The organism is Gordonia sp. (in: high G+C Gram-positive bacteria), from assembly GCF_052106715.1.
Lineage (GTDB): Bacteria > Actinomycetota > Actinomycetes > Mycobacteriales > Mycobacteriaceae > Gordonia.
The window spans coordinates 16,292-29,324 of the sequence record NZ_JBQEDL010000014.1; the positions used below are offsets into that span (position 1 = coordinate 16,292).

Consider the following 13,033-nt stretch of genomic DNA (forward strand, 5'->3'; position numbering starts at 1 on the left):
GTTCTATTTGTATCAGATCGACTATGCGGCTGGTCACGTGTTCAGCCGCGGGGCAGACCTAGAATCCGTTCGGCGGCCGCATTCTTCAGAATCTGGGTGGTTCCACCCGCGATCGACAGGCAGCGGTTGAGCAACAGCAGCTCGGTCGCCGTCGTCGACGCGAGCGCGTCGACGCCGAGCAGATCGGTCGCGAACTCCGGCACCGCCTGTCGGTGGACGACGCCGATCAGCTTGCGGACGCTCGAGGTCACTCCCGGATCCGTGCCCGAGAGTCGCTGCACGACGGCGCGCGCGTCCAGGACCCGACCGATGTGCGCGTCCGCGATGATTCCGCCGAGAACGCGGGTCTGCTCGACGTCGAGGTCGATGCCGTCGATCTGCCTCAACAAGGCGTCGACTTCCTTACCGAGACCGGATCCGCCCATCGCGACGCGTTCGTTGGCGAGTGTGGTGCGCGCCAACCGCCAACCCCCGTCGATCGCGCCGACGACCATCTCGTCCGGCACGAACACCTCGTCGAGGAACACCTCGTTGAACATGGCGCGGCCGGTCAGCTCGCGAAGCGGGCGGATGTCAATGCCCGCGCTCGCCATGTCGACGAGGAAGTAGGTGATTCCCTTGTGTTTGGGCGTGTCGGGGTCGGTACGCGCCAGGCAGACCGCCCACTGCGACATGTGCGCCTCGGACGTCCAGATCTTCTGGCCGGTCAGTAGCCAACCGCCGTCGGTCCGTACCGCTCTGGTGCGCAGCGATGCGAGATCCGAACCCGCTTCGGGCTCGCTGAACAACTGACACCAGCGGGTGTCTCCGGCGAGCGTGGACGCCACGAATCTCTCGCGTTGCGCCGGCGTCCCGTGCTCGAGGATCGTCGGGAGCGCCCACCCGGCGACCACTAGATCCGGTCGGACGACGCCGACACGGTCGAGTTCGGCGTCGATCAGCAGCTGCAACGCCGGCCCGGCTCCGAGGCCGTACGGCTCCGGCCAATGCGGGGCGAGGAGCCCGGTCCGTGCGAGCGCTGCCCGACGTTCCGATTCGGGGGTGGCCGCCACTTCTTCGGCCGCCACCGCGATCTCCGGGCGCCGCGCCTGCACCGAGTCGAGGTCGAGCGAGAACTCGCGGCGCGCGCCCGCACGTCCCAACCGCGCGAGCTCGGCGCGCGCCGCGCTTCCCTGCCCGAGCAGCGTGCGGGTCGCCAGCGCCGAGCGCAGGTACAGGTGCGCGTCGTGCTCGAAGGTGAATCCGATACCGCCGAGGACCTGGATCGCGTCCTTGGTGTTGGCGGGGGCGAGGTCGGCGACGAGAACCGTCGCGGCGAGTCGGCTCAGCCGGGTCTGGTCCGGGTCGCCCGAGTCCAAGGCGGACGCCAAGTCCCATGCCGCCGCCGCGAGCTGCTCACTACGGGTGAGCATGTCGGCGCAGATCTGTTTGATCGCTTGAAACGAGCCGATCGGGGCGCCGAACTGGGTACGCACCTTTGCGTAGTCGACCGCCACGTCGAGGGCGTGCCGTGCGACGCCGGCCTGGTACGCGGCGATGCCGAGCGTGAGAACGGCGACGAAGGTCTCACCGTCGCCCAACTCGACGAGTGCCGCGTCTCCGACGCCGGACAGCCGGACGCGACTCGGGACCGCGGTCCCGTCGAGCGGACCATCCATTGCTGCGGCGTCAACCGTCACGGCCGACGTATCGATTAGGAACCACCGCGCGTCGCCGTCACCGAGATCGAGCGGCGCGACGACGGCGACTGCGTCCGCCCAGCCCGGCACCGGTCCGAGGTCGAGGACTCCGTCGGCCACCACGAACGGAGCGCCGGTCGCGGTCACGGCGGCGGGAGTCACCACCGGCCGATCACCCGCCAGCAGCGAGTCGGCCTGAGCTGCACCCGCACGTGCGGCCACGTACGCCGCTGCCACGGTCGGAGCAAGCGGCCCGGGAACCAACGACGCACCACATGCTTCGAGCATCACCGCGACGTCGACGAACGTGCCGCCCGCGCCGTTGCGCGACTCGTCGACGGCCGCCCCGAATACCCCGAGCGCACCCAACTCGGGGAACCACCCGCACCAGGAGGGACCTGCGCCGTCCACGTCCGCCCGTACCGCCTCGACCACTGATTTCGCGGCCGCCCACTCGGTGATGCTGTGATGGACGGCCTGCTGGTCGGATGACGTGGCGATAGTCACGGGATATTCCTCTGCGTTTCTGTTGGTGCACCCAATTAGAACCTGTTCTAATGACATCTAGGGTGTACACCACGCGAAGTGCCGCTGCCAACCAGCGACAGCCCGATCATCGAGGAGGATGCCGCACATGGCAGGCCCGGCCAGCACCACGAGCGACAACCAACCGGCACCGCCGACGGCCCCCGCTCCGACGTCCGGAGCCGAGGTCGGGTCGGCGGCTCAGCGCGAGCGCCGGCGCCGAATCCTCGACGCGACGCTGTCGCTCGCGTCGAAGGGCGGCTACGACGCGGTGCAGATGCGCGCGGTCGCCGAGAAGGCCGACGTCGCCGTCGGAACCCTGTACCGATACTTCCCGTCGAAAGTCCACCTCTTGGTGACCGCGTTGGCGCGCGAACTCGAACGCGTCGAAGGTCGCGTCGACCGCACCCAACTGCCGGGCGACGACGCCATGGAGCGCCTGAAGTTCGTCCTCGACATGATCACGTTCGCGATGCAGCGCGACCCGCTGTTGACCGAGGCGATGACACGAGCGTTCATGTTCGCCGACGCGTCGGCGACGGCCGAGGTCGACCGCGTCGCGGGCATCATCGACCGACTTCTCGCCGGCGCGATCCTCGATCCGCAGGATCCTCAGGAGCCGTCAGAGAAGGAACTCGCGATCGCGCGAGTCATCTCGGACGTGTGGATGTCGAATCTGGTCCAGTGGCTCACACGTCGCGTCTCCGCGGCCGATGTGACGAATCGGATGGGACAGACCGTCCGACTCCTGCTCGACAAGTAGACCCTCAGGCCGCGTTCAGGTCCTTGGCGATCGACGGCCACGTGGTGTGCAGGTCGCGCTGCCAGTACTCCCACGAGTGAGAACCGGTCGGGCGGGTCGTGACCGTCGCGTCGACGCCCGCCTTGTCCAGCGCCTGCTTCATCTGCTGCGTACAGCTGTTCACGACGGCTTCGATCGCTCCCCCCATCAGGACCTGGTCGAGAAGCACCGCCGGGTCGCCGTTGATGAGGCGCGCGCTCGGTACGTCGTACGGGCCGGGCAGCCCCGTACCACTGGTCATGTAGACCTTGACGCCCTTGAGTTTGGCCGCATTCAAGTAGGGGTCGTTGGCCTTCCAACCGGGGCCGTCCAACGGTCCCCACATGTTGGTAATGTCGCCGCGCCCCCGGTCGCCGACCACGGTGCGGATGTACGCCTGCCCCAGCGGATCACTCGTTCGGGCGCACCCGCTGTACGCGGCCACGGAACGGTACAGCTTCGGTGCAGCGATCGCGAGGTTGAGCACCGACGTGCCCGACATGGAGATGCCTGCGATCGCATTGGCTCCGGTCGTAGTGAACGACTTGTCGACGAGCGGCGGCAGTTCCTCGGTGAGGAACGTCTGCCACTTGTTGCGGCCGAGCACGGGGTCGTCTTTCTGCCAATCGGTGTAATACGAGAACGCGCCGCTGTTCGGGGTGACGACGTTGACGTGCTTGTCGGCGAAGAACTTCCGGTAGTCGGTCTTGGCCTTCCACGTCGCCGAGTCCTCGCCACCGCCCGCGCCATTGAGGAGGTAGAGGACTGGAGCGGGTCGCGCGTCGTTCTCCGGGTGGAGCACGGTGACCGAGATGTTCCGCCCCATCGACGCCGAGTACACCTCGAGCAGCTTCTCGCGTGAGGTGACGTCTGCGGACGAGACGATGCGCGACGGGAGCGGGGCCGTTGCCGGCGTGCTCGGCGTCGCCGTCGATGACGGGGGTTCGGCGAACGCAGTACCCGCTCCCGAACATGCTGCGACAGCAACAGAGAGTGCGGCGACCCCACGCACGACAGACACTCGCATCATTAACCCCATCAGTCTCTCCAGAAACACCTGCCACAGCAGTCTAGCGTGCGCGACGCATTTCGGGAACCACGTACAGCCCCTCAAACCCGACAACACGCCGACCCGTAGACCTTCCGATGCGTGAAGCCACTCAGTGGGCGAGTAGCCTGCCTACAGTCACCAAACGCGCCCGCGCGCGCCCCGAAGGACGAGACGGACCGCTACACCTATGTCAGATAACGCAGGCGACCTCCCCGGCGAGAAGGTCGTGACCCCGGCGCAGGCCGATTCCACCCCGAAGGACAAGCCTGTCAAAAAGGACCGGCACCTGTACCAGATCGACTTCGTTCGGCTGGTCACGTTCGCCGGGGTGATCCTCGATCACGTGATCCTGGGCATGGTCCCGTACACCGCGGTCGTCGCCCAGGGCGTCGGTCTGGTGCTCCGCTACACGCGCTACTGCTTCTTCGCGCTCACCGGATTCGTGCTGACCTACCAGTACCGCAATCGTGAGCTGCATGCGCCGTCGTTCTGGCGCAAGCGGTACAAGCTGATCGGCCTGCCATTCCTGGTGTGGTCGCTGTTCTACTGGCTGAAGAAGCATTACGACGGCGGCGGCGTCGACGGCGTCACCGGCATCTTCTCGAGCGTGCACGATCTCGAGCTCGCGGTGAAGAGCATCGCGTACGACCTGATCACCGGCCATGCTGCGTACCACCTGTACTTCATGTCGGTGAGCATGCAGATCTACCTGGTCTTCCCCGCCGTACTGTGGGTGATCAAGCGGACGTGGGGCTACCACCGTTACCTTCTCGCGCTGAGTGCTCTCATCCAGGCGTGGTTCATGTACCAGATGGTGCGCGGCGCACCGACCGCGTTGTTCGAGTCCGGCGTCTTCGGCGCGCTGTGGCGTTACCTGCCGGTGACGATCCTGCCCTATCAGTTCTTCATCTTCGCGGGCTGTCTTGCGGCCTACCACTTCGACGCGTTCACCGTGTTCATGAAGCGCTGGCGCTGGTTCATCGTCGGCGCAGGACTCGCCACGATCATCACCACGCTGGTCTACTTCGCTCGTAAGGCCAACATCGCGACCGGTATGGAGGATCCTGCTGCCGGGACCGAGGAAATGTTCCGTGCGACGAACGTCTTCATGCTGCACAACGCGTTCGCGCTGCTGTCGATCATCTGCATCCTGTACATCCTCGGCACCATCTGGCAGGCACGACGGACTCCAGGCTCCACTCCGGACACAATCCTGCGCAAGGGGTCGGACCGCTCGTACGGTATCTACCTCGCGCACGTCTTCGTGCTTTCGGAGGTCATGAGCACCACCCGAGCGTGGACCGATCTCAGCCTGTTCTGGAACATTTTCTTCACGTATCTGATCACGATCGTCCTGACCGTCGCGCTGGTGGAGACTCTGCGCCGCAGCCCGGTCAGCCTCATCACCACCGGACGCGAGCGTGAAGACTGGCGCCAGCAGCGCCCATTCGAGTCAGCGCTCATCGGCGCCGGTGGAATCGCGTTCGGCGTCGCACTTCGCTTCTGTGGCAACACGTCGATCGGTTCCCTTATTGCGGCAATCGGCGCGCTGCTGCTCCTGTCAGCCGCGGTGGTCGCCTACCATCAGCTCTCGGAGACTCGCGAGCAGCGGGCAGCCGACGTCGCCGCAGGCCTGGCCGCGGACGCTCCGTCGCAGGTGAACGAGATGGACGATCCGGTGACCGACGCTCCTGTCGACCAGTACACGGCCGACGACGCGAAGCCGGTGAAGTAGCGGGGTTTACCGCGCTCAGCGCATCGCGTCGATGACGAGGCGGGCGACGCCGTTCTTGCCCGTGTCCGTCGGGTGGTAAGGCGGCGAGCCGGGAAAACCCTGCAACCACGGCGCGGACGAGCACACCGTGTGCGCCTTGCCCGCCTGAGACGGCTGGACGAGCATCGAACGCGTCGCGTGCGCAGCCTGTGCGGTGGCCGCGGCGAGCGAATCGGCGACGACGCCTGCTTCGACGATCTCCCACGGCGCGAGCGGCAGCTTCTGGCAGGCCACATCGGCAACGGAGACCACCGGCGGATAGTCGACGAACACGATCTTCGCCTTCGGCGCACGGGTCTTGATCGCATGCACGATCTGCTCCATCCGATGCTCAAGAGAGACGAACGACGCGGCGACCGGTGCGGGTGACGGGACCCGGTTCGCGTTGCAACGCAACGGACGGATCCCCGTCATCGCGAGGTTCGCGCAACTCTGGACTCCGAGCCGACCGATGTAGCCGACGTCGTTGCCACCGGTGGTGAGCGTAACGACATCGGTGTCCGAGGTGACGGCGTCGATCTGTGGAGGCTTGTGGTACCGCTTGGACGGCCGCAATATGTCAGAAGTCGTGGAGCCCGCGCAGGTGACGTCGACGAGCCGGTACCCCAGAGTGTCGGCGACCTTGTTCGGGTAATTGTCCTCGCTGCGACCGCAGTTGCTCGGACCTCGCTTGTTCGACTCCGGACCGGACGCGAACGAACTGCCCATGGCCACGTAGCGGGGCTTCTCGGCAGGCGAGTTCTGAGCCGCCATCAACGGTTTGGCCGAAGCGGCTCCGTCGGCGTCTCGCGAAGTCGCAATCGCGACGCCGACGCCCGCCACGACCGCCATCGTGAGTACGACGATCAGAACGCGCGACAACGGGATTCGAGACGAAGGCATGACTTGTAGTTTCACATAAGAACCTGTGAGGAACACGAATCCGCAGGACGGCCCGGCGTGTGATCTTCGACCCCCGATCGAGTCTCGCCGCGACCAGCAGTCGCGGCGAGCCCGAGGAGACTGTCCTCAGCCCTGCGGCGGACCGTAGTTCGGGGGCTGCTGGCCGAAGCCGGGGCCCTGCTGGGGCTGTCCGAAGCCCGGCTGTGCCCCGTACTGCTGCTGACCGTACTGCTGCTGACCGTACTGCTGGGGCTGACCGTACTGCTGGCCGTACTGCTGGGGCTGGCCGTACTGCTGCTGGCCGCCGAACTGCTGGGGCCCACCGAATCCGGGGACTGCCGGACGGTTCGACGTGCCGAACTTCTCGGGGAACAGTGTCAGCGCCACCGCCGCGGCACCGGCCGCGAGAGCGAGCAATGAGACGACGAGCGCCAACCACAGGCCGTACCCGGCGCCTGCGTCACCGGAGCCACCATCCATCTCACCCATGTCTCCGCCGAACGCGCCGAGCGGATCAGCGACGAACACGATGGTCGCGATCGTGGTCGCGAGTCCGGCCGCAGCGACGATGATCGCCCCGATTCCGGGGAAACGGCGGATCGCAACGAGCGCACCTCCCGCGATGAGCAGCACCCCGAAGATGATCGTCCAGATCGCGGGCGATCCGGGACCGTCGCCGTCGGCCTCCGTGCTCTCGGCGAAGCTTTGGTCGGCGTTCGCCTGGATCTCGTCGGCGACGCTCGCGGGAATTCCGCCAGGGAGATTGACGTCGAGGTCGGTCGAGTCGCTGCCGACACCGTTCACCGTCATGTTGATGTCCATGGTCATCTCGCCGGCGCCGGCAAGTGAATGCGACATCGATGCGTTCAGAGACAGCCAGGTCAGGAAGCTGACAACGATCAGCAGCACACCGAGGACGGCGGCGCCAGCCCCGACGATCAGGCTGTTTCGGCTCCGTGCACCCGTCGGTGCGAGAAGCTTGCTCTGCACGGACGGCTTCGAGGGTCCGGGCACACCGGCCTGCTGCGGCGGCTGGCCGAAGTTGGGTTGCGGCTGGTTCGGCGGTCCGTACGACATGGATTCTGCTCCCGATTCGTTGCGTTCACGATTCGACCGGCAGGACGAATCGACATGTGCAGCGTAGACCGTCTGCCGAGGTGCAGTCAGGTCGCGTCATTCGCCCGACTCCGAATCGCCGCGGGCTCCGGACAGAGCACGAGCGGCCGACGGGAGTCCGTCGGCCGCTCGCGTACCGGGTCTACTGCGGGATCAGCGCTCGCTCAGGAGTCGCTCTCGCCGCCTCCCGCCGTCTTGGTCAACTCGACCGCGTCGTCGGGGATGCCCCGCGGCTTGTCCGAACCGGTGAAGGTGAAGTAGGCGTCCTCGCCGTCGTCTTCACCGTCCCAGCCTTCGACGTCGACCAGGATGATCTGACCTGCCTTGATCTCCTCGAACAGGATCTTCTCGGAGAGCTGGTCCTCGATCTCGCGCTGGATGGTGCGACGCAGCGGACGCGCACCGAGCACCGGGTCGAAGCCGCGCTTGCCGAGCAGTCCCTTGGCCTCCTCGGTCAGCTCGATCTCCATGTCCTTGTTCTTGAGCTGCGTCTCGACGCGCGCGATCATCAGGTCGACCATTTCAAGGATCTCGTTCTCCTTGAGCTGGTGGAACACGATCACGTCGTCGATACGGTTCAGGAACTCGGGCCGGAAGTGCTTCTTCAGCTCGTCGTTGACCTTCTGCTTCATCCGCTCGTAGTTCGAGCCGCGACCGTCGTCGGTGCCACTGAAGCCCATGCCGACGGCCTTCGAGATGTCGCCGGTGCCCAAGTTGGAGGTGAAGATCAGCACCGTGTTCTTGAAGTCGACCGTGCGACCCTGACCGTCGGTGAGACGACCGTCCTCGAGAACCTGCAACAGGGTGTTGTAGATCTCCGAGTGGGCCTTCTCGATCTCGTCGAACAGGACGACGGAGAACGGCTTGCGGCGGACCTTCTCGGTGAGCTGACCGCCCTCGTCGTAGCCGACGTATCCCGGAGGAGCACCGAACAGTCGCGACGCGGTGAACCGGTCATGGAACTCGCCCATGTCGATCTGGATGAGTGCGTCGTCGTCACCGAACAGGAAGCCGGCGAGTGCCTTGGACAGCTCGGTCTTACCGACGCCCGAGGGGCCGGCGAAGATGAACGAGCCCGACGGACGCTTCGGATCCTTCAGGCCTGCACGCGTACGACGGATCGCCTTCGAGACGGCCTTGACGGCGTCCTCCTGGCCGATGATCCGCTTGTGCAGCTCGTCCTCCATACGGAGCAGACGCTTGGTCTCCTCCTCGGTGAGCTTGAAGACGGGGATGCCGGTCCAGTTGCCGAGGACCTCGGCGATCTGCTCGTCGTCCACCTCGGCGACCACGTCGAGGTCACCCGCGCGCCACTGCTTCTCGCGCTCGGCACGCTCGGCGACGAGCTTCTTCTCCTTGTCGCGGAGGCTCGCAGCCTGCTCGAAGTCCTGCGCATCGATCGCCGACTCCTTCTCCTTGCGCGCGTCGGCGATGCGATCGTCGAACTCGCGCAGGTCTGGCGGAGCGGTCATCCGGCGGATGCGCATACGCGCGCCCGCCTCGTCGATGAGGTCGATGGCCTTGTCCGGCAGGAAACGGTCGTTGATGTACCGGTCCGCGAGTGAGGCCGCGGCGGCGAGCGCACCGTCGGTGATCGACACCTTGTGGTGCTGCTCGTAACGGTCGCGCAAACCCTTGAGGATCTCGATGGTGTGCTCGACCGACGGCTCGCCGACCTGGACCGGCTGGAAACGACGTTCCAGGGCCGCATCCTTCTCGATGTACTTGCGGTACTCGTCGAGCGTGGTCGCGCCGATGGTCTGCAGCTCGCCGCGGGCCAGCTTCGGCTTCAGGATGCTGGCCGCATCGATCGCACCTTCTGCGGCGCCCGCGCCGACGAGCTGATGCAGCTCATCGATGAACAAGATGATGTCGCCGCGAGTGTTGATCTCCTTGAGGACCTTCTTGAGTCGTTCCTCGAAGTCACCGCGGTAGCGGCTGCCCGCGACCAGCGAACCCAGGTCGAGGGTGTACAACTGCTTGTCCTTGAGCGTCTCGGGGACGTTGCCCGACACGATGGCCTGGGCGAGTCCCTCGACGACGGCGGTCTTACCGACGCCGGGCTCACCGATGAGGACCGGGTTATTCTTGGTGCGACGCGAGAGGACCTGCATGATCCGCTCGACCTCTTTCTCGCGCCCGATGACGGGGTCGAGCTTGCCCTCCGACGCGGCGGTCGTCAGGTTACGGCCGAACTGATCGAGTACCAGCGACGTCGACGGTGTGCCCGAGTCGGACGAGCGTCCACCGGTCCCTGCCGTCTCCGGCTCCTTGCCCTGATAGCCGGACAGCAGCTGGATGACCTGCTGGCGGACCCGGTTCAGGTCGGCGCCGAGCTTGACGAGCACCTGCGCGGCGACGCCTTCGCCCTCGCGGATCAGTCCGAGCAGGATGTGCTCGGTGCCGATGTAGTTGTGGCCGAGCTGCAGAGCCTCGCGCAGACTCAGTTCGAGGACCTTCTTGGCGCGCGGGGTGAACGGGATGTGACCGGACGGAGCCTGCTGGCCCTGGCCGATGATCTCCTCCACCTGACTGCGCACGGCCTCGAGTGAGATGCCGAGCGACTCGAGCGCCTTCGCCGCCACGCCTTCACCCTCGTGGATGAGGCCCAACAGGATGTGCTCGGTGCCGATGTAGTTGTGGTTGAGCATCCGCGCTTCTTCTTGCGCCAGGACGACAACCCGGCGTGCGCGGTCGGTGAACCGTTCGAACATTGTTCTCCCTCGATTGCTTGCGCCCCGGTCGTTGCCGCGCACCCGCGGCAGAGTATGACGACCAGCCCTACGTCCACCTTAGTGGTCGCGACCAGCCGCCCGCTCATTACTCCGGTCTCGGGCGGATGCCGTCGACCACGATGGGGGTCTGAGGTTGACAACGCTGCACGCAGGAATGATGTTCCCGAACGACTACGCCGTGAGCGAACGGCGCTCAACGCGACCCGATCGATCATCGATTCACTCGAACCGGACCCGGCGGACGCCATCTACGTGTTAGCTTGCGGCACGCCATAATCACTCAGCAAGTCGGGGACCGGCCATGACACGTGCACGACCATCGATCAGGCGATACGTCGCCGTCACCGCGATCGGGTCGGTGATCGCGCTCGCCGCGTCGTTGGCCGTCGCGCCCGACGCGAACGCCGCGAACCACTTCTTCGGCGACATCTCCGACGTCGCAGTCGACCGAGCCGACTGCGGCCCCGGATCCAGCCCGGAGCGAGCCCTCCAGGGACAGGTCACCGTCGAGGACCGGAACTCGGGTCGCTCGCGCCGGGGCTACCACTGCAACCTCTCGGAGATCGGCAACGTCCGCGGCGCAGGCGGTGGCATCACCTCGGTCACGTACGACCACTGCAGTTACACGGGCAGCCTGTTCCCCGGGAACAACCTCGTCCGCCAGCCCGGCGTGCAGGTGGTCGACGTCGCAGATCCCAGCGCGCCGAACGTCGTCGGGTCACTGACCTCGCCCGCCATGCGCGGCGGCACCTGGGAGACCCTCAAGGTCAATAAGAAGCGCAAGCTGCTCGCGGCCACATCTGTCCCGTTGCTGTGGGGCGGTGGATACTTCGCCGTCTACGACATCTCGGACTGCGCGCACCCGCGCCTGTTGAATCCCGGCCCAGGTACCGCGACCCCGCTCCCCTTCACCTCGCACGAAGGCGGATGGTCGCCGGACGGACGCACCTACTGGGCGTCCGGTGTCTTCCCCGGGCACCTCAGCGCCATCGATGTCTCGAATCCCCGGAAGCCCCGCGTCATCTGGCAGGGCCTGCACAGCTTCCTCGGGCACGGTTTCGGCATCACCCCCGACGGGAACCGCATGTACATCTCGAACATGGCGGGCGTCACGGTCCTCGACATCAGCTCCATCCAGCGACGAGCCCGATTCCCGCAGGTACGGCACGTGGCCGCCTATCTGTGGCCCGACGGGCAACTCAATCAGCATTCGATCCCGGTCACCTACCGTGGCCGACCGCACATCATCACCGCCGACGAGGGCGGCTCGGGCGGCGTCAAGGTGTTCGACGTGACGCGAGTGAACAAACCGAAGTACGCGGCGCAGATCAAACTCGAGATCAACCTGCCGGAGAACCTCGACACGAACCTGGCCGACTCGATGGGCAACAGCCTGTTCAGCAGCAACCCGCACTACTGCGCGGCCGACCGCCCCGACGATCCGACGACGCTCGCGTGCTCGTGGGAGTCGTCCGGTATCCGCGTGTTCGACATCCGCAATCTGTCGAAGATCCGGGAGATCGCCTATTTCAATCCACCCGCGCAGAAGAACGCGACCATCGCCGAACTGCCGAACTCCGCCCACGTACTCGGCTCCATCATCGGGGTGCCCGCCATCGAGTTCCTGAGCCTCGGCATGTCGATCGTGAACGGGAAAGCGAAGCTCAACGACGCCCTCGGCCCCCGCTCGGGGATGGTCGTCGGCGGTGACATGTCCACCGACTGGTGTTTCTCCCCGCCCGAGTTCCATGGCGACCAACTGTGGACCACCTGCGCCGACGGCGGGTTCTACGCTCTGCAACTGAGTCCGGACGTCTATACGCCGCCCGCAGATCAGGAGTCCGTCTCCGGATGACTCGAGCCACTACTGCGGTGTGCGCAGTGCTCCTGGCACTTCTTCTGGCCGTCGCGGGCTTCTTCGGCGGAGTCGCTTGGGAGAACCACCGCGCCGAACAGCGATCGCACGAACCGACCCCCGCCGATATCGGGTTCGCCCAGGACATGAGCGTCCACCACGATCAGGCGATTCTGATCGCGAACACGCTGACGACCGAGGTGGCCCCGGAGATCCGTGGACTGGCCGACCGGATCGCCGCGACACAGGCTGCCGAGGCCGCCACGATGCGCGGGTGGCTCGACTGGTTCGCGTTACCGCTCACCTCCGACCATCCGATGGAATGGATGCATCCCGGGGAGCACGAGCATGGACCGTCTGAGCCCACCGACGCCGACGAGCCGCCGATGCCCGGGCTCGCGAGCTCCGACGAGATCGCCCGACTGTCGGACGCCCGCGGCGCCGCCGCCGAGATCGAGTTCCTGCAACTGATGATCCGACACCATCGCGGCGGCGTCGAGATGGCGACGGCCGCGCAGAACTCGGACACCGCATCGGCGGCCACCCGGAGGCTGGCGTTGTCGATGATCACCGAGCAGGGCGACGAGATCGGGCAGATGACTCTCCTGTTGCGCGCTCGTGGCGTCGCCCCATGA

General features: G+C 66.1%; 9 protein-coding genes. 4 read left to right on the top strand and 5 right to left on the bottom strand.

Translation table 11 applies throughout. The features are described from left to right. Window positions 1-41 precede the first annotated feature (41 nt). Window positions 42-2,186, bottom strand: coding sequence for an acyl-CoA dehydrogenase family protein (locus ACTIMF_RS09075; protein WP_442349960.1), 2,145 nt, complete (start codon window positions 2,184-2,186; stop codon window positions 42-44). A 127-nt stretch (window positions 2,187-2,313) separates the two neighbouring features. Between ACTIMF_RS09075 and kstR the strand changes: the two genes are divergently transcribed. After that, a complete protein-coding gene (gene kstR / locus ACTIMF_RS09080; RefSeq protein WP_442349961.1) occupies window positions 2,314-2,967 on the top strand; it encodes a cholesterol catabolism transcriptional regulator KstR in 654 nt (217 codons plus the stop codon). Between the two features lie 4 nt (window positions 2,968-2,971). Here kstR and ACTIMF_RS09085 read toward each other — a convergent pair whose 3' ends face one another. Continuing rightward, window positions 2,972-4,015, bottom strand: coding sequence for an alpha/beta hydrolase (locus ACTIMF_RS09085; RefSeq protein WP_442350027.1), 1,044 nt, complete (start codon window positions 4,013-4,015; stop codon window positions 2,972-2,974). Between the two features lie 208 nt (window positions 4,016-4,223). Here ACTIMF_RS09085 and ACTIMF_RS09090 point away from each other — a divergent pair, with 208 nt between their 5' ends. Then, window positions 4,224-5,771 (top strand): acyltransferase, encoded by a 1,548-nt coding sequence (locus ACTIMF_RS09090; protein WP_442349962.1) that lies wholly within the window; start codon window positions 4,224-4,226, stop codon window positions 5,769-5,771. A 15-nt stretch (window positions 5,772-5,786) separates the two neighbouring features. Here the strand turns inward: ACTIMF_RS09090 and ACTIMF_RS09095 are convergent, their stop codons facing one another. The 3 genes from ACTIMF_RS09095 to ACTIMF_RS09105 all read right to left on the bottom strand — a co-directional run bounded on the left by ACTIMF_RS09095 (window position 5,787) and on the right by ACTIMF_RS09105 (window position 10,522). Then, window positions 5,787-6,692, bottom strand: a complete 906-nt coding sequence (locus ACTIMF_RS09095; protein WP_442349963.1) for an SGNH/GDSL hydrolase family protein — start codon at window positions 6,690-6,692, stop codon at window positions 5,787-5,789. 126 nt (window positions 6,693-6,818) lie between these two features. Next, a complete protein-coding gene (locus ACTIMF_RS09100; protein WP_442349964.1) occupies window positions 6,819-7,769 on the bottom strand; it encodes a hypothetical protein in 951 nt (316 codons plus the stop codon). Window positions 7,770-7,972: 203 nt separating this feature from the next. Next, entirely contained in the window at window positions 7,973-10,522 is a 2,550-nt protein-coding gene (locus ACTIMF_RS09105; protein ID WP_442349965.1) for an ATP-dependent Clp protease ATP-binding subunit, read from the bottom strand. A 322-nt stretch (window positions 10,523-10,844) separates the two neighbouring features. On the opposite strand from ACTIMF_RS09105, the gene ACTIMF_RS09110 reads away from it, so the two are divergent. Both ACTIMF_RS09110 and ACTIMF_RS09115 read left to right on the top strand, forming a co-directional pair. After that, window positions 10,845-12,398 carry an LVIVD repeat-containing protein gene (locus ACTIMF_RS09110; RefSeq protein WP_442349966.1) on the top strand — a complete coding sequence of 518 codons (1,554 nt, stop codon included), beginning with the start codon at window positions 10,845-10,847 and terminating at the stop codon, window positions 12,396-12,398. Further along, entirely contained in the window at window positions 12,395-13,033 is a 639-nt protein-coding gene (locus ACTIMF_RS09115; protein ID WP_442349967.1) for a DUF305 domain-containing protein, read from the top strand. Before ACTIMF_RS09110 ends, ACTIMF_RS09115 begins: the two co-directional genes overlap by 4 nt.

Coding starts and splice junctions, on each gene's coding strand:
- kstR (WP_442349961.1), top strand. CDS start 2,314: ATGGCAGGCCCGGCCAGCACCACGAGCGACAACCAACCGGCACCGCCG.
- ACTIMF_RS09085 (WP_442350027.1), bottom strand. CDS start 4,015: ATGATGCGAGTGTCTGTCGTGCGTGGGGTCGCCGCACTCTCTGTTGCT.
- ACTIMF_RS09090 (WP_442349962.1), top strand. CDS start 4,224: ATGTCAGATAACGCAGGCGACCTCCCCGGCGAGAAGGTCGTGACCCCG.
- ACTIMF_RS09095 (WP_442349963.1), bottom strand. CDS start 6,692: ATGCCTTCGTCTCGAATCCCGTTGTCGCGCGTTCTGATCGTCGTACTC.
- ACTIMF_RS09100 (WP_442349964.1), bottom strand. CDS start 7,769: ATGTCGTACGGACCGCCGAACCAGCCGCAACCCAACTTCGGCCAGCCG.
- ACTIMF_RS09105 (WP_442349965.1), bottom strand. CDS start 10,522: ATGTTCGAACGGTTCACCGACCGCGCACGCCGGGTTGTCGTCCTGGCG.
- ACTIMF_RS09110 (WP_442349966.1), top strand. CDS start 10,845: ATGACACGTGCACGACCATCGATCAGGCGATACGTCGCCGTCACCGCG.
- ACTIMF_RS09115 (WP_442349967.1), top strand. CDS start 12,395: ATGACTCGAGCCACTACTGCGGTGTGCGCAGTGCTCCTGGCACTTCTT.